This window comes from Agromyces sp. NPDC056965 (genome assembly GCF_042673425.1).
GTDB lineage: Bacteria > Actinomycetota > Actinomycetes > Actinomycetales > Microbacteriaceae > Agromyces.
On the sequence record NZ_JBHURI010000001.1, the window covers coordinates 132955 to 155157 of the forward strand.

Sequence of the window (22203 nt, forward strand, 5' to 3'; positions counted from 1 at the left end):
ACTACTGAGCAGCGGCTGTGGCCACTGCCGCGGGCCGGTAGCAGAGGCGCACCATGCCCGACGGGAAGACCGTGGTGCCGGTGGGCTCCAGTCGGATGGGTCCGATGCCGTCGAAGATCCGGGGTCCGTTCGCCCACAGGTAGGGGCTGACGTTCATCCAGAACTCGTCGACCAGTCCAGCGTTGATGAGGTCGTTCGCCAGTTCGCCGGCGCCGGGGACGATCAGGTTCCCGTCGTGTTCGGACTTGAGCCGGCGGACGGCGTCGATGAGGTCTCCTTCGAGGAGGGTGGCGTTCCATTCGAGCGGCGCGGCCAGCGTCCGGGATGCGACGTACTTGGGCATGCCGTTCATCCGGGCCGCGTACGCCTCGAATCCGGGGACGTCGGCGAGACCTGGCCAGGCTGCGGAGAGCCCTTCGTAGGTCTTGCGTCCGAGGAGCATGGCGTCGGCTGCCTGCCACATCTCACGCCCGGCCTGCATGCTGTCGGGGTCGGTCACGAGCCAGCCGCCGAGGGGTTCGGGTGCCGGTGCCTCGAAGGCTCCGTTGACGGTCACGCCGACGTTGATGATCAGTCGTCCCATGAGTTGTTCTTCTCTCTTTCGTCGTGGCTGTTGATCGAGCGGGGAGTATCTGAATCTGCGGCGACGGTCGCGACGAGCCGGTCGAGACTCTGGCCGAAGCCGATCTCGATGCCGGCGATGAAGTCTGCGGACTCGACCGAGCTGTCGGAGATCCGGTACTCGACGTCGAGATCCGTGCCGAGAGTGGTGGGCGTCAATCGGAGGTCGACGTGCGCGGTGAAGGCGATGCCGCCGTCGGGCAGCAACGGGGACAACTGATAGGTCAGCCGTTCGTCGGGGACGACCAGCCCGATCAGGCCCTCCGCTCGTCCGACGACGACGTCGGAGTCGTCGACATCGTCGACATCGCGGTACTCCTGGAGGATCTGCGCCCCGGTTCGTGCGGGGAAGACGAGACGGGACGTGCGGAGGCCTTCCGGCGTCCACCAACCGGCGAGAGCGGCCTCATCGGTCAGGTGGTGCCAGACTCGCCCCGGTGCCGCCCCCAGCGACCGGGCGAAGGTGAAGGTGCGACCGTCGGCCCACCCGGCGTCGTGGGCGGAGCGGCGTTCCGCTTCGAGGCTCCGCCCGTACCGGTCGAAGGTCTCGCGCGGACCGTCGACCCGGTCTGCGACGTTCGCGAGCTCGGCGAGGACGGTCGAGAGCTCACGGAGCGGTTCGGACCGGAGTGCGTAGATGCGGCGCTGGCCGTTGCGCTGGGAGGTGAGGACCCCGGCCTGTTCGAGGGTCTGCAGATGCTTGCTCGTCTGCGGTTGACGGGCTCCCGCCAGCTGGGCGAGGACGCCGACGGATCGCGGGCGCTCGGCCAGCAGGTTCACGAGTCTCCAACGAGCCGGGTCGGCGAGGGCGATCAGGATTTCATCCATGCGGCTGAGTATTCACCCAAACGAATATTCGTGTCAAGGAATAGTTAAGATGCACATTCGAGTCGAGGAGTTGCCCACTCTATTCTGGATGTGTAGTATCCAGAATATGGAACTGAACCAAGGGGTCGAGTGGGCGCTCCACACCTGCTTGAACCTGAGCTGGGTGGACGGTCGCGAGGCGAAGACGACCGCGCAACTCGCCGCGTACTACGACCTTCCCGCCGCGTATCTCAACAAGCAGCTGCAGGCGCTGGTCCGCGCCGGGATCCTCAGTTCGACCTCGGGTCCACGGGGCGGCTTCCGGCTGGCGGTGGAGCCGGAGGAGCTGAGCCTGCTCGACATCGTCGTGGCCATCGAGGGTCGCACCGAGGCCTTCGCCTGCGAACACCTGCTGGCGGACGGTCCGGGCGGGGATGCCTCGGTCGACTATGCGGTGACCTGCGTCCTCTCGCAGGCCATGTCCAAGGCCGACCTGGCATGGCGGCGCGAGCTCGCGGGCAGGACCCTCGCCGACGTCCGCCGAGAGGTCGAGGCGAAGTACCCCGGAACCCCTGAGGCGGCGCGCGACTGGTTCGTGAATGCCCGCCAGGATGGTCGCCGCGCCCAGAGGGTCTGAGGTCGGCGGGGCGGCGTCCGCCGATGAGCCGTCGAGCAATTCTAGACATCGAATATCCAGAAATAGCACCAACCAAACGGAGAAGAGAGATCATGACCACCACGCACACCATCGTTCGGGGCAGCACGGCGGAACAGCTCGCCGACGGCCCCACGAGCACGATCACCCTGCTGGTCGACGGCGAGCACACGACGGGTGCCACGACGATCAACCGCGCCGCGCTGGCCGTCGGTTCGCCCGGCGCTCCGGCGCATCGGCATGAGCACGCGACCGAGACGATCCTCGTGATCGCCGGTTCGCTCGACGTCTTGATCGACGACACGGTGCACACGCTCGCGGCGGGGGACGTGGTCTTCATCGCGGCCGGGACCGCTCACGCGTTCGCCCCCACCCCGGGTCACGACGCCGACATGCTCGCGATCTACACACCGGGCCAGGAGCGATTCGCGTACTACCGGATGCTCGAGCAGTTGCACCACGGCGAGATCACCCTCGCCGAGCTGCAGGCCACGTCGGATCGCTTCGACAACCACTACGTCGACAGCCCGGCGTGGCGCGAGTCGCGAGCCGGCCGGTAGCGATCGGGCGCCCGGCGCCCGGCGGTGTCAGTCGAGCAGGCCGCGCTGGAAGCCGACGGCGACGGCGGCTGCCCGGTCGTTGACGTCGAGTTTGGCGTAGATGTGCAGGATGTGGGTCTTGACCGTCGCTTCGCTGATGAACAGGCGCACGGCGGCTTCTCGATTCGTCGTGCCCGACGCGATGAGGCGGAGGACTTCGAGCTCGCGTGCGCTGAGCGGTGACTCGGGCGCGCGCAACCGACCCATCAGACGCATCGCGACGGTGGGCGAGAGCACCGCCTCGCCGCGGGCCGCCGCTTCGACGGCCCGCATGAGATCCGCGCTCGGCGCGTCTTTCAACAGGTAGCCGGTGGCACCGGCCTCGATGGCCGGGAGCACCTCGCTCTCGGTGTCGTAGGTGGTCAGCACGAGGACGCGCGTCGTGAGCCCGAGTTCGCCGAGCCGCTTGATGGCGGCCACCCCGTCCATGCCCGGCATCCGCAGGTCCATGAGCACCACGGCGGGTTCGAGTGCGCGGGCGAGGGCGACCGCCTCCGCCCCGTCGGCGGCCTCACCCACCACTTCGAAGCGGGCATCGCCCGTGAACATGCCCCGGAGCCCGTCCCTGACGATGGGGTGGTCGTCGGCGATGAGCACGCGGATGGCGGTTTCAGTCATTCGTGCTCCTCGTCGTGCCGTCGGCTGCACCCGGCACGATCGGCACGCTCGCGGAGATCGCGGTGCCCGTGCCCGGCTCGGATTCGATCTCGAGCAGGCCCGCGACGCGGGCCATCCGCTGGCGCATCGATGTCAGTCCGAATCCTCCATCGTCACCGCCGCCGCCCGCCCGCGCCTCGTCGAATCCCGAGCCGTCGTCACGGACGTCGAGCGTGACGAGGTCGTCCATGTACGAGAGGGTGAGACCGACCCTGCTCGCGGCCGCATGCTTGCCGGCGTTCGCGAGTGCCTCCTGTGCGACGCGGAGCAAGGTCACCTCGACCTCCGGATGCAGCGGCCGGACGTCGCCCGTCGTGGAGAACTCGACGGCGACCTCGTGCAGTCGGCCCCAATCGCTCGCGACGCCGGCGATCGCGTCGGGCAGGCGAGCGGACTCGAGCTCGGCCGGCCCGATGGCATGCACGGAGCGCCGGGCCTCGGCGAGGCTGTCCCGGGCGAGGGTCGTGGCGTTGCCGACGTGGCGGCGCCAGACATCGTCGCTGCCGATGTCGCCGGCGCGTTCGGCCGCCTGCAACTGCGTGACGATGCCGGCGAGCCCCTGTGCGATGGTGTCGTGGATCTCGCGGGCGATGCGCTGGCGCTCGTCGAGCACTCCTGCCTCACGTGCCTGCACGAGCAACTGCGTGTGCAGGCCCTCGTTCTCGCGAATCGTCTCCTCGAGCTGCGCCACCATGCGCTGGCGCTCGGCGCTGTTCGCACTCGTGGTGTCGCCGATGCTGCTGAACAGGCCCACGACCGCCACGATGGCGCCGATGAAGAAGAGGTAGGTGAGCACGGCCTCGGGTGTGGGGGTGGGAAGTCCGCCCATGAACGTCGTGATGCTGATCGCCGCGGTGGCGGTCAGCCCGACGAAGCGCCATCCGCTGCGGAGGTACTGCCATGAATGCAGGTACCCCGCGAAGCCGAAGAATCCTGCGAACCACACATCGCAGGTGCAGAGGGCGGCGATGAGCACGATGAGCCCGGTGACGTACACGGCGCCCGGTGTGCGGCGACGGCTCATGAACCACATCCAGGCCGCCGCCAGCAACACCAGCCAGAGGGTGATGAGCTGGTCGTTCCAGGTGTGCGTCCCGGTGAGCATCGACAGGGCCGCCGCAGTGGCGAGGAGCAGGTACGGTGCGACCGCCGTCACTCGGAGCAGCCGCTGTTCGCGCAGCTCGAGTTGCTTCGCCGTCATCGTCGCCATCGTGCTCACTCCCAGCGGAAGAACCTGGCTGCCGCGAGGCTGACGACCACCGCGTAGGCGGCCATGACTCCCAGCAGCAGGGGGTCGGGCGCTGCGCCGGTCCAGACATCCTGCAGGCTCTGACGGAACGCGCCGAGCGGGGTGAATTCCCCGATTCTCACAAAGATAGCGGGCATCTGCGACACGGGCTGCATGAGCCCCGCGAGGTAGGCCATCGGAAAGTAGAGGAGCACGCCGATGCCGTTCGCAGCCCGGCCGCTCGGTGCGAGGGCGGCGATCAGGAGGCCGATCGCGAACATCGACGCCGTGCCGAGCAGGAACACCGCGATGAAGCTCAACGCGTTCGCCGGAAGCCGCGCCCCGAGCACCGCACCGGCGACGGTCAGCAGCGCCCCGCAGCTCACGAGCGCCAGGACGAATTGCAGGATCAGCTGCACCACCAGCAGGCTCGCCGGCCGCACCGGGGTCGTGGAGAGCCTGCGCAGGATCCCCTTCTCGCGGTACGTCGCGAGCGCGGTGGGCATCAGGTAGAGGCCGACGAGGCCGATCGAGATCGCGATGGCCATCGGGAGGAGTGTCGTGTCGTCCGGCCCGATCGAGCTGCCGAAGACGATGAGGATGAACAGGGGGATCACGACGGTGAACAGCGAGCCGGGCTCGCGAACGAGCAGCTTGGACTCGACGACCGTGAGCTGTGCGGTTGCGGACATGAGGGTCTCCAGAGACGTGGGGTTCGGATGCTTCGTGGTCAGACGTCGAACGAGCGCCCGGTGAGGGCGACGAAGGCGTCGTCGAGGGTTCGCTTGTCGATGCGCAGGTCGGTGACGAGCACGTGCTCGCGGGCGAGCACCGAGGTCACGGCCGTGGCGAAGTCGCTCCGGCCCGACACCGTGACCACTGCGCCAGTGCGGTCCACGGACGCGACTCCGGGTACGTCGCGGATGGCCTCGAGGATCTCGTCGGCTGCACCCGCCGCCAGGCTGAACCGCATCGCGTGTTCGGCGTCGACTCCGTTGATGAGCTCGGCAGGCGTGTCGATCGCCACGATGCGACCCTGGTTGAAGACCGCGACCCGGTCGCACAACTCCTCGACCTCGTCCATGAAATGACTGACGAGCACGACCGTCACGCCGGTCGCCCGGATCTGCTTGATGAGCTCCCACGTCGCCCGACGCGCCTGGGGGTCGAGCCCGGTCGTCAACTCGTCGAGGAACGCGACCCGAGGGTTGCCGACGAGCGCGAGCGCGATGATGAGACGCTGCTTCTGGCCGCCGGAGAGCTTCGCGAACCGCACGTTGCGCAGCTCGGAGAGCCCCCACTCCACGAGCAGCTCGCGCCAGTCGCGTGGATCCTCGTAGAACGAGGCGTACAGGTCGAGCGCCTCCCAGACCTTCAGGTTGTCGGGCAGGTCGGTGTGCTGCAGCTGCACGCCGATGAATTCCTTCAGCCGCGTGCCATCGGCGATCGGGTCGAGTCCGAGGACCCGCACCGAGCCGGAATCGGCGGTGCGAAGCCCTTCGATGATCTCGACCGTGGTGGTCTTGCCCGTGCCGTTCGGCCCGAGGATGCCGAAGATCTCCCCTTCATCGACCGAGAACGTGATCCCGTCGAGAACGGTGCGGCCGTCGTAGTGCTTGGTGAGTTCGGTGACGTCGATGACTGGCATGGATCAAGCATCCCGAGGACGCGCTCGACGCCCATCGACCGGGCGGTCGGGAACCGGTGGACGCGGGATGATCCCCGAATCCACTGATCGGTTGATGCGAACTCCGGACTTCATGCCTCGGCGATGGTGCGACGGTTCGACCGCGACCCGCGTGCGATGATGCTGTCGTGAGTCTCCCGACCCCGACCCTCGAAGCCGAGCGACTCCGGTTGCGCCCGTTCGACGATGCCGACGCCGACGACCTCTACGCATTGCAGAGCGACGCCCACGTGTTGCGTTACTGGGACTCGCCGCCGTGGACCGACCGGGATTCGGTCGCGCGGTTCATGGCCGGATGCCGGCGGATGGCGGACGAGGGCAGCGGTGCGCGCGTGGCGATCGAGCGCACGTCCGACCGGGCCTTCGTCGGCTGGTGCACCTTCAACAGCTGGAATCCCGACTTCCGGAGCGCCTCGCTCGGCTACTGCCTCGACCAGGCTGCGTGGGGCCATGGCTATGCGACGGAAGCGGCACGCGTTCTGCTCCGGTGGGGCTTCGACACGCTCGACCTCAATCGGGTCCAGGCCGAGACCGATACCCGCAACGCGGCATCGGCCCGTGTGCTCGAGAAGCTCGGGTTCCAGCGCGAGGGGACGCTCCGCGAGGACTGCATCGTCAACGGCGACGTGTCCGACTCATGGGTGTACGGCCTGCTGCGTCGAGACTGGGTGGGCTGAGCGCACGTACTCGACGCACGGCGCCGCTGGAGTCGTGCTTCCGGGCTATCGCTCGACGTGCATCCGGCGGACGAGGCCATGGTCGAACTCGTACACGTGGCGGACCGCTTCTCGAGCCAGGACGGAGCCGCCGGGGTCGCGGGCCACTTGCCTGACCGCCACCTCCATCCGGCCGTCGCCCAGCTCCCGGTACTCCACCGGCGTCAGGAACAGACGGACTTCGGCCCATTGGCGGACCCAGTAGCCCCGGACCGCCTCCCGCCCTTCGAGTCTCCCGCCCTCCCAGCCGTTCGGCCACTCGACATCGGCGGTCATGGCCGCGAGGACCCGGTCGATGTCGCGGGCGTTGAACGCCTCGTACAGTTCGCGGAGCTCGTGCGCACGGGGGGACATCGACTGCTCGTCGTCAGTGTCGGACATTGATGCATCCTTCCATGGAGTCCCGGCTGCGTGCTCTCGCGGAGACGTGAAGACCCGCGCGTGCTCCCGATCGCATCACGGTGCGAGCTCAGTAGCGCAACACCCGCGGGCCGAGCCGGCTGAGGCGCGATGCGGTCGACAACGGGAGCTGCGTCCCGGTGACGATGTAGTCGAAGTCCGAGACATCCGCGAACTTCACGAAGCTCGTGACGCCGAACTTGGTGTGCTCGGAGACCAGTGCCGTCTGGCGCGAGGCGTTCAGTGCGGCATGCTTCGCCGCGGCGACGGCCGGGTCGGGCGTGGTCAGACCCCGTTCGATCGAGACGCCGTTGGTGCCGACGAAGGCCAGATCGACCATCAGCCGGTTGAGCATGTCGATGCCCCACTGGTCGACGGTGCCGAGGGTTTTCGGGCGGACCCGTCCGCCCAGGATGATGACTTCGTGGATCGCGGCGGCGGCGAGCTCCGACGCGATCGGCAACGAAGGAGTGACAACAGTAAGACTCCGGTCAGCCGGCAGCTGAACGGAGATCAAACGCGGCAGCACCCCCTCGTCGAGGAAGATCGTGCTGGCTCCCTCGATGAGCTCGACGGCGCCCGAGGCGATCGCGATCTTCTCGTCTGCGTCGTTCGTCTCGCGCGTCGACATGTCGGTTTCGTACCGACCGACCTCGGTCGGCAGGATGGCGCCGTACGTTCGCCTGATCAGGCCCCGGTTCTCGAGCAACCGCAGATCGCGCCGCAACGTCTCGGGCGAGACCTGGAGGAGCTGGGCGGTCGCGAGCACATCGAGTCGGCCCGAGGAACGCGCGAGCGCGACGATGCGCTGCTGCCGATTCTGGCTCGATGACGTCGCCGAAGGACTCATCGGGCCATTCTCTCGTGTCCGCGCGAACACCAGGCGCGAAGCGGTCATGAACCGGTCATGAACCTCGCCCCGCGGGCCCCCGACCGGTCATCGATTCGCTCTTAGAGTGGCCCAGGACGCCGACCAGCGGCAAGTGCGGTCGAGCGTCTCGAGCGAAGAAAGAAGTTCTCCAATGGTGCAGGAACTCATCTCACGCCGGCAGGCGACCACCTCGCCGCCACCGTCCGTGCCACCCCCTCGCAGCACGCAGGATCAGCCAGGCGCGCGGAGCGGGTCGCGAAAGCGGCGATCGCTTCGGCGCGAGTACTGGCTGTTCGCCGCGCTCGCGTTTCCGAACCTGGCGCTGATCGCCGTCTTCGCCTACTGGCCGGCGCTCGCGAACCTCTACCTGAGCATGACCGAGTGGGACATGATCGAGCCGCAGCCGTTCTTCGTCGGCCTCGAGAACTACAGCGCGCTGTTCACGAGCCCCGACTTCCTGAACGTGCTGTGGATCACGCTGGTCTGGGTCGTCGTGGTCGTCACGGTCAGCCTCGTGGTGGGTGTCGCCCTTGCCAGTCTCTTCAACCTCAAGCTCCGGGGCGGCACGGCGGTCTCGGCGCTCGCATTCTCGCCGTACGTGCTCTCGGGCGCCGCCGTCGCCGCGATCTGGCTCTTCATCTTCGACCCCAACTACGGACTGATGCGGGTGGTGTTCTCGGCGTTCGGGCTCGACTCGCCGGACTGGATCACCTCGACGACCTGGGCGCTGCCCGCCCTCCTGATCGTCTCGATCTGGAAGGGCGTCGGCTTCGTCGCGATCGTGTACCTCGCGGCGATGCAGGGGCTGCCGGAGGAGGTGCTCGAGGCGGCTCGACTCGACGGCGCGAACCGCTGGCAGAGCTTCCGCCGCATCGTGCTGCCCCTGCTCTCGCCCACGACGTTCTTCCTCACCGTGACGACGATCATCTCGGCGTTCCAGTCGTTCGACGTGATCGCCATGATGACCGGCGGCGGCCCGGCGAACTCGACCACGACCCTGAGCTGGTTCATCTACGAGCAGGGCTTCGAACGGTTCGATGTCGGGTTCTCGGCCGCGGCATCCGTGATCATGTTCGTCATCCTGATGGCCGTCACCGCCGTCCAATTCCGATTCATCGAGCGAAAGGTCCACTACTGATGGCCGCCGTTCCGACCGCGGCCGTCACCCCGGTCCGTCGCCGTCGCACGAGACCGCGACGACCCCTGTGGGCGTACGCGCTGCTGGTGCTCGCCGGCCTCCTGTTCGCGATCCCCTTGTTCTGGCTGCTCAGCTCGTCGCTGAAGACGAACGCCGAGATCTACAGCTGGCCCCTGCAATGGCTTCCGAGCGCGCCGAACCTCGCGAACTTCACGAGGGCGTGGGAGTCGGCCCCGTTCGACAGCTTCTTCGTCAACTCGATCGTGGTGACCGTCGCCGGCACGCTCGGCAAGGTCGTGCTCGCGGTGTCCACCGCGTACGCGTTCGCGTTCCTCCGGTTTCCCGGCAAGAACATCCTGTTCCTGTTCATGATCGGCGCGCTCATGGTGCCCGGACACGTGACCCTGCTCGTGAACTACATCACGATCAGCAACCTCGGCCTGATCAACACCTACGCGGGCATCATCCTGCCGGGCCTCGCCTCGGCGTTCGGCACCTTCCTGCTGCGGCAGCACTTCCTCTCGCTTCCGGCGGAGGTGATGGAGGCGGCGTCGATCGACGGCGCCGGACACGTGCGGCGGCTCATCAGCTTCGTGGTGCCCATGTCACGGCCCGCCGTCGTCACGGTCGCCCTCATCGCGGTGATCGACGAGTGGAACTCGTTCGTCTGGCCTCTCATCGCGACGAACTCGCTCGACATGCGCACCCTGCCGATCGGACTGATGTTCCTGAAGGACGCCGAGGGCATCAACGACTGGGGCGTGATCATGGCCGGCACCGTGTTCGTGGTGCTGCCGATGCTGCTCGTCTTCCTCTTCGCGCAGAAGTACATCATCACCGGGCTGGCGGGGGCCGCGATCCGCAAGTGACGCCCGATACCGCACCACCTCATCCGATTCCCGACGAAGGAGCCACGCAATGACCCCACTCAGCACCCCACGCCCCGGCGATGCGTTCCGATCGTGGACGCCGTCGCGGCGACAGATCCTCGCCGCCGGTGCCGTGGCGATGACCATTCCGCTGCTCGCCGGCTGCTCATCGCCGGCGGCCGTCTACTCCCAGCCGAAGGGAAAGGTCCCCGACGAGTACGCCAAGCGTCAACGCGTCGTCCTGTGGAGCCCGTTCGGCGGAGCGAACGGCGAGATCCTCGCCGGACTCATCGAGGGCTTCAACACCTCGCAACAGGAGATCTACGCCGAGGTCCAGCAGTTCGACGGCTACGACGGCACCGAGGCCAAGCTGGCTGCCGGGCTCCAGGCGAAGCAGGTGCCCGACGTCATCATCCTCGGCGACGTCTCGTGGAACCGCTTCTTCCTCAGCGACGTGCTCGAGCCCCTCGGCGGCTACTTCGACTCGAGCTTCGGCGCGGACGCCTTCAACGATCGGCTGCTCGCCGAGGGCACCGTGAACGGCGAGACGTGGTGGCTGCCCCTCGGCAGGTCCACGCCGCTCTTCTACTACAACCGCGAGATCTTCTCGCAGGTCGGGCTGCCCGACCGGGCGCCGAAGACGTGGACCGAGTTCCGGGAGTGGGGCAAGGAGGTCAACGGCTTCCAGTACCGGGGTGCGCCGGTCTCGATGCGCGCCTACGCGGGGGGCGACGACTGGTACATCCAGGGCCTGATCTGGAACATGGGCGGTGCCATCTCCGACGGGCTGGACGTCACCCTCGGCGACGGGCCGGCGGTCGACGCCCTCGCGTTCGACCAGGCGATCATCTTCGACGACAAGTCGGGCTACCTCGCCACCGACCCGTCCAACGACTTCATCTCGGGTCTGGCGGCGACCGTCACGCAATCGACGGGACTGCTCGGCGCCCTCGCGAACACGGCCGACTTCGACTTCGGCACCGGGTTCCTCCCCGAGCAGGAGGACGAGGGCGTTCCGACGGGCGGCGGCGGCATCTCCATCCCGAAGAACGCGTCTCCCGAGGGGAAGAAGGCGGGCTTCGAGCTCATCAAGTACCTGTCGACCGGTGAGGCGGCGGTGAGCTGGGCCATGCAGACCGGGTACCTCCCGCCGACGACGGCGGCCGCCGAGTCCGACGAGATGAAGCAGAAGACGAAGGAGAACCCGAACTTCAAGGTCGCCCTCGAGCAGTTGGCGATCGCACGTCAACCCGACGTGGTGCGCCGGTACGTGCCATCCGTGGTGCCCGACATGCGCACCGCGATCCAGAAGGTGTACGCCGGGGGAGAGGACCCCGAGCAGGTGATCGCCCAGACGACGAAGCTCGTCGAGACGGCGACCGACAAGATCCGATCCAAGTACGAAAGGCGTGTGCAGAACTGATGCAGTATCCCCCCTTCTCCCTCGTAGGACATCGAGGCGCCATGGCGCATGCCCCGGAGAACAGCGTGCAGTCGTATGCGCTGGCCGAGCGCGTCGGTGCGAACGAGATCGAACTGGACGTGCGCTCGACGCTCGACGACGTGCTCATCGTGCTGCACGACGCCACGCTCGACCGGGTCGCCGCGAACGAACGCGGAACCGGGCTGGGGCCGGTGGCCGAGCTGAGGTTCGACGAGGTTCGACAGGTGCTGCTCGACTCGGGTCGCCCGGTGCTGACGCTCGGCGAAGCGTATGCGGCGACCACGGTGCCGCTGCAGGTGGAGATCAAGGAGCGTCGCTGCGTCGAACAGGTCGCCGAGTACATGCGGAGCAACTCCGACGACGCCGCACGCACCCTCTTCACGAGCTTCGACGCCGATGCCCTGGCCGACCTCTTCATCAGCACGCCGTTCGTGCCGAGGGGCATCATCGTCCACGACTATCCGAGCGAGGAGAAGTACCCGGAGGGCATCGAGGCGTTGCTCGAACGCACCGGGTCCGACATCTTCCACTGCGGATGGAGCGGATTGACTCGAGAGGTCGCCGACGCCATGCACGACGCAGGTCTCGGCGTGCGCGGCTGGCCCGTGAAGTCGCTCGACGACATGCGGCGTGCCGTGGCGGTCGGCGTCGACGGCATCACGAGCGACGACCCCGAGCTCGCGTGGTCCTGGCACCGCCAGGCGACGCAGGAACTCGCTGCCTGATCGACGGCCCGCCGGGTCGGTCGATCCGGCGGGCGTCGTCGCATCGGTGCCCGTGAACGGTGCAGGGAGGCTCGTGCCATGTGGGATCTGACGAGCGAAGCCGCCCTGGCCACGTTCGAGATGCTGGGGCTGGCCTTCGTGCTCTGCGCCCTCATCGGACTCGAGCGGCAGTTCAGGCAGAAGAGCGCCGGCCTCCGCACCCACACGCTCGTCGGCCTCGGGTCGGCGGTCTTCACGCTGATCTCCGCCTACGGCTTCGCCTCGGTCGTCGACGTCGATGTCGTCGTCGACCCGTCGCGGATCGCGGCGCAGGTCGTGTCGGGCATCGGATTCCTCGGCGCGGGGGTGATCTTCGTCCGCAAGGACGCCGTCCGCGGCCTCACCACGGCGGCCACGATCTGGGTCTCCGCCGCGGTGGGCATGGCGTGCGGGGCGGGCATGCCGATCCTCGCCATCACGGCGACCGTGCTGAACATGACGGCGCAGTTCGTGCTGACCAGGTTCGGGCGGCTGTTCACGCCCGGCGACTCGCGACGCATCGCCGAGCTGCGCTACGAGCCGGGCAGCGGGGTGCTCGGCGACATCTTCGGGGTGGCGGCGATGCACGGATTCTCGGCATCCGTCATCGCCTCCGACGCGACCGTGCCGGCGCAGGACACGGGGGTGCTGCTCGTGCTGGCGCTCGAGGGCCGCGCCGACAGCGGGCGACTCGTCGCCGGGATCGCGGACGTGCCCGGGGTGCTGGCCGTTCGCCTGCTCGACGACGACGACGACCTGTAGCGTCTACTCGTCCTCGACGAGTTCGGCGCGGATGCGCCGGAGGTCTTCCATGAGCGAGCCGATGAGGATCCAGTGACCGGACTTCGGCGGGGTGATCACGAGCGGCGACGTCAGGGCCGGGATCGCCGAGGTGAGCGGCTCGGGGTCGACGTCGGCCAGGTGCACGGCGAGCCGCACATCGTGGGCGGCTCGCCGCAGCTGTTCGGCGATCGCCTGCACGGTGGGCTCATCGGCGAGCGCCGCGTCGTAGTGGTCGAAGAAGGCGCGGGTCATGCCGATCACCTGCGTGACGATCGGGCTCAGCCGCTCGAGCAGCGTGCGCATCTCGACGAGCTCGGTGCGGTGCGCCGAGCGACGCGGGTTCAGCGTCAGCGATTCCTCGCCCGTGGCGATCGAGGCGTCCGCTGCGTCTCGCATCGGGCGCATGAGGCGGGCCTCGACCATGAGTCGCTGCAGGTCGGCCGGCGTCTGCGTGCTCTCGAGCGCGCTCGCGAGACGGTCGAGGGATGCCGCGAGCTCGCCGCCGAGCAATGACAGGTCGCGGCGCGCGGGGGAGACGGCCACCGGCGGCACGATGAGCGCGTTGACGATGATGCCGATCGCCGCGCCGATGAGGGTCTCGAGGATGCGGTCGACGGCGTACGCGGGTGACGACGAGCCCAGTGCGAGCACGAGCATCGCGCTGATCGCGACCTGGTTCGAGGTGCCGGGCGTCATCTTCAGCGCCCACGCGACGAGCATGGCGATCACGATCGTGACGAGGATGATCCAGCTGTCGGTTCCGAAGACGAGCGACGCGGCGGTGGCGACGATCACGCCGAGGATCACGCCGATCGATCGCTCGATGGCCTTGCCGAACGACTGGTTCACGCTCGGCTGCACCACGAGCAGCGCCGCGATCGCGGCGAACACGGGGAGCGGCCCCGGGATCAACCAGCCCGCGACGAGCCACGCGGCGATCGTCGCGGCTGACGCCTTCGCGATCTGCAGGATGGGCACGCGCCTCGAGGCGCGCAACGTGTCGGTCATGCCCATGGGTCCAACGGTACTGCCGGCGGACCCGCCCCGGGCGGCGCTATTGCGGGATGCCGCGGGGCTCGTCCTCGCCGTGCTCGGGGATATCGGGGTCATCGGTGTCGGCCAGCGGGTCGTGGTCGACGATCGCGTCGACGTCGGCGGTCGGCACCGAGTCGGGCAGGGCGTTCTCCTCGGCGAGCGTCGCGGGGGAGGCGCGGCGCGGCGGCGCGGCATCCGTGCCCAGGCGCAGCCGCCTGCGCAGTCCGCGCACCCAGTTCGGCTGCCCGGCGACGAGGCCGCGCTCGAGCGGCTCCTCGACCTCGAGTCCGTAGTGCTCGCCGATGTGATCGATGAACTGGGCGCGCTCGGCCTTCGCATAGGCGCGTCGCTCACGCGTGAACGCGATGATCGTCGACCAGCAGATCATGAGCATCACGATGCTGAACGGCAGCGCGATGATGATCGCGGCGGTCTGCAGCGCCTTGAGGCCGCCGCTGAGCAGGAGCGCGATCGCGAGCAGCGCCGTGATCGCGGTGAAGAAGGTGCGGATCCAGCGCTTCGGGTTCAGCTGCCCGCCGGTGGCGATCATGCCCATCACGAGCGCGCCCGAGTCGGCCGACGTGACGAAGAAGATCGTGATGAGCAGGATCACGCCGATCGTCAGCACCGGCGTGCCGGGGATGTAGGTGAGTAGCTCGAAGAGCGCGGCCTCGACGTTGACGCTGCCGTCGGGCTGGGTGAGCGCGCCGGGATCGGCGAGTTCGATCGCGAGCGCCGACCCGCCGAGCACGGCGAACCAGAGGATGCCGATGAGGGTGGGCACGAGGATGACGCCGGTGACGAACTGGCGCACGGTGCGCCCCTTCGACACGCGTGCGATGAAGATGCCGACGAACGGCGCCCACGAGATCCACCAGCCCCAGTAGAACGAGGTCCACGAGGCCTGCCACTCCTCGCCCTCGGTGCCCTGGAAGGCGCTGACGTTGAAGGAGAGTCCGACGAAGTTCTGGATGTAGTTGCCGATCGACTGCACGAACTCGCGCAGCAGGAACTCGGTCGGCCCCATCGCGAGCACGTAGAGCACGAGGACGCCGGCGAACACGAGGTTCGCGGTCGAGAGCCACTTCATGCCCTTCGTGACCCCCGAGAGCACCGACCACAGCACGAAGACCGAGATCACGAGGATGATGATCACCTCGCTGATCGCGCTCGGCTCGAGGATGCCGGCGTAGTCGAGGCCCGCGCTGATCTGCAGCACGCCGAGGCCGAGCGACGTCGCGACGCCGAAGAGCGTGCCGACGAGGGCGATGACGTCGATCGTGTGTCCCCAGCCGCCCTCGACGCGCTTGCCGAGCAACGGCTCGAGGGTCCAGCGGATCGAGATCGGGCGGCGACGACGGTGGATCGCGTAGGCGAGCCCGAGGCCGACGACGACGTAGATCGACCACGCCTGCACGCCCCAGTGCAGGTACGTCTGGCTGAGGGCCTGCTGCGCGAGCGCCTCGGGCGTGCCGGTGACGCCCGGTCGCGGCGAAACGAAGTGGCTGAGCGGCTCGCTCACCCCGTAGAAGACGAGGCCGATGCCCATGCCCGCCGCGAAGAGCAGCGAGAACCACGAGAGCAGCGAGAACTCGGGCTCGTCGTCGTCGCGCCCGAGCTTGATGTCGCCGAACCGGCTGAACCCCACGAACAGGCAGAACGCCACGAAGAACGCGGCGATGAGCACGTAGTACCAGTTGAAGGTGTTGACGATGCCCGCCTGGATCGCGCCGAACATCGACTCGGCCGCCTTCGGGGCGATGAGCGCGAACGCCACGAAGAGGGCCACGACGCCGGCTGCCGGCCAGAACACCCAGCGCTGCACGGGCGGAAGCGACCGGTGCGGGGTCGTGCCCGCGGCATCCGCTGCCGGTGCCGGGCGACCGCCGCCCGGATCGGAGTGCTCGGTCGGCTCGTTCGTCGTACCGCTCATGCGCCCCACGCTAGCGAGGCCCGCGCTCGGCCGCACCGCCCCGCGCCGGGGCCGCCGGTGCCGCGCACGCGATCGCGGTGTCGGCGCTCGGGACTAACGTGGCGGGCATGGCCCAGATCGATGCAGACCTCGCACGCCTCGGCACCGAGTTCTGGCAGTGGCGCGCCGCGAACTCGTTCCGCACCTCCGACGACATCCCGCGCATCGAGCGCCCGGCCGGCTGGGTGCCGCGGTTCGATCCCGCGGCGATCGAACGGCAGCGAGCCGAGCTCGCCGCGTTCGTCGAGCGATGGCGGGCGACGCGTGACGCGACGCTGCCGGTGCCCGACCAGGTCGATCACCGCCTGCTGGGGTCGGCGCTCGCGCGTGTGCGCTGGGAGCTCGACGTGCTGCGCAACTGGGAGCGCGACGCCGTCTTCCTCACGAGCCAGGTCATCGGCCCGTGGTTCGACCTGCTGCTCGCGCCGCCGCCCTTCGGCGCGGCACGGCAGGCCGATCTCGTGAGCGTGCTCGAGGCCGTTCCGCAGGCCGTCGAGCAGGCGATCGCGAACCTCGAGCGAGCCGGGGTCGCCGCGCTCGCACGGGTGGCGGCGGCCGAGCTCGCCGAGATCGGCCCGCGCCTCGCCGCCTCGGTGGCGGCGCTCGCCGCGCACGTCGATGCCGCGACGGCCGCCGCGCTCGCCGGGGCGCAGCCCGCGGCGAGCACGGCGCTCACCCGCTACGCGCAGTGGCTCGAGGCATCCGCCGACCGCCTGGGAGCCGAGGTCGTCGTGGGCCGCGACGCCTTCGTCTGGTACCTGCGGCACGTCGCGCTCGTCGCGGCGGAGCCCGAGGAGCTCGTGCGCGGTGCCCTGCAGGAGTACCGGCGCGCGGTCGCGGCCGAGACGATCTCGCGCAACCGGCACCGCGACGTGGCCGAGGCGCCGCTCGCGGTCGACGTGGCAGCCGAAGTCGCCGCCCAGGCCGAGGCGGAGGTCGAGGTCCGGAGCCTGTACGAGCGCGAGGGCCTGCTGAGCCAGCCCGAGTCGCTGCGCGGCTACCGCTTCTCGGAGTACCCCGACTACCTCGAACCCGTCGCCTTCCTCGGCGTGACCGACGACCTCGCGAACGAGCGGTCGCGCGAGCGCGGCGCGGTCTCCTACGTGCCGGCGCCGGCGGCCGAACTCCCGTACTTCGATGCCGCGAACGCGCGCGACCCGAGACTCGGCATCATCCACGAGGGCGCCCACAGCCAACAGCTCGCGCTCTCGTGGGGGCACCCGCGAGCCATGCGGCGGCACTACGTCGACTCGGTCGCCAACGAGGGCATCGCCCATTACAACGAAGAGCTCATGCTCGACGCCGGGCTCTTCGACGATGCGCCGCACTCGCAGACGACCGTGCACAACTTCATGCGGCTGCGGGCGCTCCGGGTGGTCGTCGACGTGAATCTCGCGACGGGCGCCTTCAGCCTCGACGAGGCGATCGGCCAGTTCGTCCGGCTCGTGCCGATGGATGTCCCGACGGCCACTGAAGAGACCTCCTACTACGTGGCGACGCCGGGGCTCGCGATGTCGTACCTCGTCGGGAAGCTCGAGGTGAAGCGGCTGCTCGCCGACGCCGTCGTCGCGCTCGGCGACGGGTTCTCGCTCCGCGAGTTCCACGACACGTTGTGGCTGAACGGCAACGTGCCGGTGTCGCTGCAGCGGTGGGAGCTGCTCGGCGACCGCGGCGACGTCGACGTGCTCGATGCGGCAGGCGACTGGGCCGAGACGTTCCCGGGGTAGGAGCGCGGGCGAGGCCGTGCCATGATCGGCCTGTGGCCGACCGACTGATGCTCCTCGACACCGCTTCGCTCTACTTCCGCGCGTTCTACGGCGTGCCCGACTCGATCACGGCGCCCGACGGCACCCCCGTGAACGCCGTGCGCGGGCTGCTCGACATGATCGCGCGCCTCGTCACCGACTTCGAGGCGACGCACCTCGTGGCCTGCTGGGACGACGACTGGCGCCCGGCGTGGCGGGTCGAACTCATCCCGAGCTACAAGGCGCACCGCGTCGAGCGGGCCGTGCCCGATGGCGTCGACGTCGAGGAGACCCCGCCGGGGCTCATCGTGCAGATCCCGCGCATCCGCGAGGTGCTCGGCCTTCTCGGCATCGCCGTCGTGGGCGCGCCCGAGCACGAGGCCGACGACGTCATCGGCACGCTCGCGACCGGTGCCGACCTGCCGGTCGACGTCGTCACGGGCGACCGCGACCTCTTCCAGCTCGTCGACGACGAGGCATCCGTTCGCGTGATCTACACGGCGCGCGGCATGAGCAGGCTCGAGGTGCTGACCGACGCGTCGGTCGTCGGCAAGTACGGGGTGCTGCCGCAGCAGTACGTGGACTTCTCGGTCATGCGCGGCGACACGTCCGACGGACTGCCCGGCGTCGCGGGCGTCGGCGAGAAGACCGCGGCGTCGCTGCTGCAGCAGTTCGTCGACCTCGACGGCATCAGGGCAGCGGCAGCGGATGCCTCGGTGCCGATGTCGGCGAGCGTGCGTGCGAAGTTCGCGGCCGCGGCCGACTACCTCGACGTCGCCCCGACCGTCGTCTCGGTGGTGCGCGACCTCGACCTCGGCGAGTTCGACTCGCGACTGCGGCCCGTCACCGGTGCTCGCCGCGAGGCGTTCGAGGCGCTCGCGACGGAGTGGAACCTCGGCGGCGCCGTGGGGCGGGTGCTCGCAGCGCTCGACGCGCTGCCGCCGGTCGAGTGACCTCGGCCGTCGCGTCGATGTCCGTCGCCGTGGCCGCGCCGGGCGCCGTCGGTGGCGGGATGTCGCGGTGATTCGGCAGCGGATGCGTCGCGGGCCTCGGGCTCGACGATCAGAATGAGCCGGTGACTCGTCGTGGGCTGATCCTGTTCGCCGCACTCGGCATCGCCTGGGGCATCCCGTACCTGTTCATCAAGGTGGCGGTGAGCGAACTCGACCCCGCGATGGTGGTGTTGGGGCGCGCAGGGCTCGCGGCGATCCTGCTGCTGCCGCTCGCGTTCTTCCGGCGCGAGGTGGCGCCGGTGGTGCGTCGATGGAAGCCGATGCTCGCCTACACGGTCGTCGAGATCATCCTCCCGTGGTACTTCCTGAGTTCGGCGGAGCAGCGGCTGCCCAGCTCGACCGCGGGCCTCCTGCTCGCCACCGTTCCCCTCGCCGGTGTGGCGATCGCGTTCGTGATGGGTCGCCCCGAGCGGCTCTCGGGCCTGAACTGGCTCGGCCTCGCGCTCGGCATGCTCGGCGTCGCGGCGCTCGTCGGCCTCGATATCGCGGGCTCCGACCTGATCGCGGTCGCGCAGATGATCGTCGTGGTGGTGGGTTATGCGCTCGGCCCGGCCATCCTCGCCCGGTGGATGTCGGACCTGCCCGGTGTCGGCGTCGTCGCCGTGTCGCTCGCGGCGACCGCCGTCGTCTACGTGCCGTTCGTGCTCGTCACGGGCGGTTGGCCGACGGCGTGGCCGTCGCAGGCGGTCATCGTGTCGATCGTCGTGCTCGCCGTCGTCTGCAGCGCGCTCGCGTTCCTGTTGATGGTGGGCCTGGTCGCCGAGATCGGCCCGGTCAAGGCCACCGCGATCACGTACGTCAACCCCGCCGTGGCGATCATCGCCGGTGCGGTCGTGCTCGGCGAGCGGGTGACGGTGTGGACCGTCGTCGGGTTCGCGCTCGTGCTCGCCGGCTCGTACCTCGTGACGCGGCGGCGGCAGGAGCTGCTCCCGGCCGAGGGGCCGGAGGAGGCGGCCGCCGAGCAACGACGCGCCTGAGCCGCGACGCGCCTGAGCCGCGACTGGCCGATTCCTTTCGGCACGTGAGTTGTGGCAGCCCTGGTGGCCGAATTCTTTCGGCACGTGAGTTGTGGCAGCCCTGGTGGCCGAATTCTTTCGGCACGTGGCATTCTGGCCGGATGACCCGTCGCAACCATCGCGTCGCCGTGCTCGTGCTGCCGGGCGCGAAGCCGCTCGACGTCGGCATCCCCGCCCAGGTGTTCTCGACCCGCGCGAGCATGCCCTACGAGGTTCGGGTGTGCGGCGCGGCACCCGGGCTCGTGACGGGCGGCGACGGGCTCTCGTACCACGTGGCCGACGGGCTCGACGCGCTCGAGTGGGCCGAGACCGTGTTCATCCCGGGTTACCGGCACCCCGATCGGGACGAGCCGCCCGCGGCGGTCGTCGATGCGCTCCTGGCCGCGCACGCGCGTGGGGCGAGGCTCGCCGCGATCTCGACCGGGGCGTTCGCGCTCGCGGCGACGGGCCTGCTCGACGGTCGCCGTGCCACGACGCACTGGCACTACACGCGCGCGCTCGCCACGAGGCATCCGCTCATCAGGGTCGACACCAACGTGCTGTTCGTCGACGAGGGCGCGGTGCTGACCTCGGCGGGTGCGGCGTCGGGCATCGACCTCTGCCTGCACCTCGTGCGCCGGGATCACGGCGTGGCCGTCGCGAACCACGCCGCACGGCGCCTCGTGGCCGCCCCGTACCGCAGCGGCGGGCAGGCGCAGTACATTCCGCGGAGCCTGCCGCCCGAGCTCGGGCCCGTGTTCGCGGCGACGCGGGAGTGGGCGCTGCGCCGGCTCGACGACCCCCTCACGCTCGAGGCGCTCGCGCGCAACGCCAACGTCTCGCCGCGCACCTTCTCGCGCCGCTTCGTGGAGGACACCGGGTACACGCCGATGCAGTGGGTGCTGCGGGCGCGGGTCGACATGGCGCGCGAACTGCTCGAGCGCAGCGACCTCGGGGTCGAGCAGATCGCCGCGCGCGCCGGCCTCGGCACCGGGGCGAACCTGCGGATGCACTTCCAGCGCATCCTCGGGGTCTCGCCGAGCGACTACCGGCACACCTTCGCCGCGGGGGAGTAGCGGATCTGGCGGGATCCTTGCGGATGCTGACCTGCACGCCACTGCCGCAGAGCGGTCGAACGGACGAGAGTAGGAGGCGTCCGCATCGAAAGGAACCACCCCGCCATGACCACCCGCATCGCCATCAACGGCTTCGGACGCATCGGCCGCAACGTCGTGCGCGCACTCGTCGAGCGCGGCGCCGACCTCGAGCTCGTCGCCGTCAACGACCTCACCGACCCCGCCGGCCTCGCCCGCCTGCTGAAGTACGACAGCACCGCCGGCCGCTTCGGATACTCCGTCGAGGTCGACGGCGATGTGCTCGTCATCGACGGCCGCCGCGTCAAGGTGCTCGCCGAGCGCGACCCCGCACAGCTGCCCTGGGGCGAGCTCGGCGTCGACGTCGTGCTCGAGTCGACCGGTCGCTTCACCGACGCCGAGGCCGCCAAGGCGCACCTCGCCGCCGGTGCCAGGAAGGTGCTCGTCTCGGCTCCCTCGAAGGGCGCCGACGTCACCCTCGCCTACGGCGTGAACACCGAGGCCTACGACGCCGCCTCGCACGTCATCGTCTCGAACGCGTCGTGCACCACGAACGCGCTCGCCCCGCTCGCGAAGGTGCTCGACGACCTCGCCGGCATCGAGCACGGCTTCATGACGACGATCCACGCCTACACGCAGGACCAGAACCTGCAGGACGCCCCGCACTCCGACCCGCGTCGCGCCCGCGCAGCGGCCGTCAACATCGTGCCGTCGTCGACCGGTGCCGCGAAGGCCATCGGCCTCGTGCTGCCGAAGCTCGACGGCAAGCTCAACGGCGACTCGATGCGCGTGCCCGTGCCGGTCGGCTCGATCGTCGAGCTCAACACGACCGTCTCGAAGGACGTCACCGTCGACGAGGTGCTCGCCGCGTACAAGGCCGCTGCAGAGGGCCCGCTCAAGGGCGTGCTCGAGTACTCCGACGAGGCGCTCGTCTCGAGCGACATCGTCGGCAACCCGCACTCGTCGATCTTCGACGCCGAGCTCACCCGCGTCGACGGCCGCCACGTGAAGGTCGTCGCCTGGTACGACAACGAGTGGGGCTTCTCGAACCGCGTCATCGACTCGTTGACGCTGCTCGGCGCGTAGCCCTCGCTGCACCGATGAACGGGCCCGCCTCCGAGGGAGGCGGGCC

General features: G+C 69.3%; 23 protein-coding genes. 13 read left to right on the plus strand and 10 right to left on the minus strand.

Annotation, left to right across the window (positions count from 1 at the left end):
- Nucleotide 1: 1 nt before the first annotated feature.
- A complete protein-coding gene (locus tag ACFTQE_RS00615) occupies nucleotides 2-583 on the minus strand; it encodes a dihydrofolate reductase family protein (RefSeq protein ID WP_376923244.1) in 582 nt (193 codons plus the stop codon).
- The gene (locus ACFTQE_RS00620; RefSeq protein ID WP_376923245.1) at nucleotides 571-1449 is read right to left on the minus strand and encodes a metalloregulator ArsR/SmtB family transcription factor; all 879 of its coding nucleotides are present in this window, start codon (nucleotides 1447-1449) and stop codon (nucleotides 571-573) included. Before ACFTQE_RS00620 ends, ACFTQE_RS00615 begins: the two co-directional genes overlap by 13 nt.
- Before the next feature lie 106 nt (nucleotides 1450-1555).
- Here ACFTQE_RS00620 and ACFTQE_RS00625 point away from each other — a divergent pair, with 106 nt between their 5' ends.
- On the plus strand, nucleotides 1556-2065 hold the full coding sequence (locus ACFTQE_RS00625) for an RrF2 family transcriptional regulator (RefSeq protein WP_376923246.1): 510 nt from the start codon (nucleotides 1556-1558) through the stop codon (nucleotides 2063-2065).
- 92 nt (nucleotides 2066-2157) lie between these two features.
- Nucleotides 2158-2643 (plus strand): cupin domain-containing protein, encoded by a 486-nt coding sequence (locus tag ACFTQE_RS00630; RefSeq protein WP_376923247.1) that lies wholly within the window; start codon nucleotides 2158-2160, stop codon nucleotides 2641-2643.
- Nucleotides 2644-2670: 27 nt separating this feature from the next.
- Here ACFTQE_RS00630 and ACFTQE_RS00635 read toward each other — a convergent pair whose 3' ends face one another.
- The 4 genes from ACFTQE_RS00635 to ACFTQE_RS00650 are packed head-to-tail and all read right to left on the minus strand — an operon-like array spanning nucleotide 2671 to nucleotide 6215.
- Nucleotides 2671-3300, minus strand: coding sequence for a response regulator (locus tag ACFTQE_RS00635; RefSeq protein ID WP_376923248.1), 630 nt, complete (start codon nucleotides 3298-3300; stop codon nucleotides 2671-2673).
- Complete coding sequence (locus ACFTQE_RS00640; protein ID WP_376923249.1) at nucleotides 3293-4540, minus strand: sensor histidine kinase; 1248 nt, start codon at nucleotides 4538-4540, stop codon at nucleotides 3293-3295. Before ACFTQE_RS00640 ends, ACFTQE_RS00635 begins: the two co-directional genes overlap by 8 nt.
- Before the next feature lie 14 nt (nucleotides 4541-4554).
- Nucleotides 4555-5259: an ABC transporter permease gene (locus tag ACFTQE_RS00645; RefSeq protein ID WP_376923250.1), complete on the minus strand. Its 705-nt coding sequence runs from the start codon at nucleotides 5257-5259 to the stop codon at nucleotides 4555-4557.
- Nucleotides 5260-5297: 38 nt separating this feature from the next.
- Nucleotides 5298-6215: an ABC transporter ATP-binding protein gene (locus ACFTQE_RS00650; RefSeq protein ID WP_376923251.1), complete on the minus strand. Its 918-nt coding sequence runs from the start codon at nucleotides 6213-6215 to the stop codon at nucleotides 5298-5300.
- A 167-nt stretch (nucleotides 6216-6382) separates the two neighbouring features.
- Between ACFTQE_RS00650 and ACFTQE_RS00655 the strand changes: the two genes are divergently transcribed.
- Nucleotides 6383-6931 carry a GNAT family N-acetyltransferase gene (locus ACFTQE_RS00655; protein ID WP_376923252.1) on the plus strand — a complete coding sequence of 183 codons (549 nt, stop codon included), beginning with the start codon at nucleotides 6383-6385 and terminating at the stop codon, nucleotides 6929-6931.
- Nucleotides 6932-6976: 45 nt separating this feature from the next.
- On the opposite strand, the gene ACFTQE_RS00660 is transcribed toward ACFTQE_RS00655, so the two are convergent.
- Entirely contained in the window at nucleotides 6977-7351 is a 375-nt protein-coding gene (locus ACFTQE_RS00660; protein WP_376923253.1) for a nuclear transport factor 2 family protein, read from the minus strand.
- Nucleotides 7352-7439: 88 nt separating this feature from the next.
- Nucleotides 7440-8219: a DeoR/GlpR family DNA-binding transcription regulator gene (locus ACFTQE_RS00665; RefSeq protein WP_376923254.1), complete on the minus strand. Its 780-nt coding sequence runs from the start codon at nucleotides 8217-8219 to the stop codon at nucleotides 7440-7442.
- Between the two features lie 172 nt (nucleotides 8220-8391).
- Between ACFTQE_RS00665 and ACFTQE_RS00670 the strand changes: the two genes are divergently transcribed.
- The 5 genes from ACFTQE_RS00670 (at nucleotide 8392) to ACFTQE_RS00690 (ending at nucleotide 13196) form a co-directional block, all read left to right on the plus strand.
- Complete coding sequence (locus ACFTQE_RS00670) at nucleotides 8392-9378, plus strand: carbohydrate ABC transporter permease (RefSeq protein ID WP_376923255.1); 987 nt, start codon at nucleotides 8392-8394, stop codon at nucleotides 9376-9378.
- Complete coding sequence (locus tag ACFTQE_RS00675; RefSeq protein ID WP_376923256.1) at nucleotides 9378-10247, plus strand: carbohydrate ABC transporter permease; 870 nt, start codon at nucleotides 9378-9380, stop codon at nucleotides 10245-10247. Before ACFTQE_RS00670 ends, ACFTQE_RS00675 begins: the two co-directional genes overlap by 1 nt.
- Before the next feature lie 49 nt (nucleotides 10248-10296).
- Nucleotides 10297-11670 (plus strand): ABC transporter substrate-binding protein, encoded by a 1374-nt coding sequence (locus tag ACFTQE_RS00680; protein WP_376923257.1) that lies wholly within the window; start codon nucleotides 10297-10299, stop codon nucleotides 11668-11670.
- A 41-nt stretch (nucleotides 11671-11711) separates the two neighbouring features.
- Entirely contained in the window at nucleotides 11712-12416 is a 705-nt protein-coding gene (locus ACFTQE_RS00685) for a glycerophosphodiester phosphodiesterase (protein ID WP_376923258.1), read from the plus strand.
- A gap of 78 nt (nucleotides 12417-12494) precedes the next feature.
- Nucleotides 12495-13196, plus strand: a complete 702-nt coding sequence (locus tag ACFTQE_RS00690; RefSeq protein ID WP_376923259.1) for an MgtC/SapB family protein — start codon at nucleotides 12495-12497, stop codon at nucleotides 13194-13196.
- 3 nt (nucleotides 13197-13199) lie between these two features.
- Here the strand turns inward: ACFTQE_RS00690 and ACFTQE_RS00695 are convergent, their stop codons facing one another.
- Nucleotides 13200-14231, minus strand: a complete 1032-nt coding sequence (locus tag ACFTQE_RS00695) for an aromatic acid exporter family protein (RefSeq protein WP_376923260.1) — start codon at nucleotides 14229-14231, stop codon at nucleotides 13200-13202.
- Nucleotides 14232-14271: 40 nt separating this feature from the next.
- Nucleotides 14272-16185 (minus strand): BCCT family transporter, encoded by a 1914-nt coding sequence (locus ACFTQE_RS00700; protein WP_376923261.1) that lies wholly within the window; start codon nucleotides 16183-16185, stop codon nucleotides 14272-14274.
- A 107-nt stretch (nucleotides 16186-16292) separates the two neighbouring features.
- Between ACFTQE_RS00700 and ACFTQE_RS00705 the strand changes: the two genes are divergently transcribed.
- From ACFTQE_RS00705 to gap, 5 genes are all read left to right on the plus strand, one after another.
- Nucleotides 16293-17951 (plus strand): DUF885 family protein, encoded by a 1659-nt coding sequence (locus ACFTQE_RS00705; RefSeq protein ID WP_376923262.1) that lies wholly within the window; start codon nucleotides 16293-16295, stop codon nucleotides 17949-17951.
- A gap of 32 nt (nucleotides 17952-17983) precedes the next feature.
- The gene (locus ACFTQE_RS00710; protein ID WP_376923263.1) at nucleotides 17984-18922 is read left to right on the plus strand and encodes a 5'-3' exonuclease H3TH domain-containing protein; all 939 of its coding nucleotides are present in this window, start codon (nucleotides 17984-17986) and stop codon (nucleotides 18920-18922) included.
- 122 nt (nucleotides 18923-19044) lie between these two features.
- Complete coding sequence (locus ACFTQE_RS00715; RefSeq protein WP_376923264.1) at nucleotides 19045-19959, plus strand: DMT family transporter; 915 nt, start codon at nucleotides 19045-19047, stop codon at nucleotides 19957-19959.
- Nucleotides 19960-20099: 140 nt separating this feature from the next.
- Nucleotides 20100-21053 (plus strand): GlxA family transcriptional regulator, encoded by a 954-nt coding sequence (locus ACFTQE_RS00720; protein ID WP_376923265.1) that lies wholly within the window; start codon nucleotides 20100-20102, stop codon nucleotides 21051-21053.
- Between the two features lie 105 nt (nucleotides 21054-21158).
- Nucleotides 21159-22157: a type I glyceraldehyde-3-phosphate dehydrogenase gene (gap, locus tag ACFTQE_RS00725; protein ID WP_376923266.1), complete on the plus strand. Its 999-nt coding sequence runs from the start codon at nucleotides 21159-21161 to the stop codon at nucleotides 22155-22157.
- The last annotated feature ends 46 nt before the right edge of the window (nucleotides 22158-22203 follow it).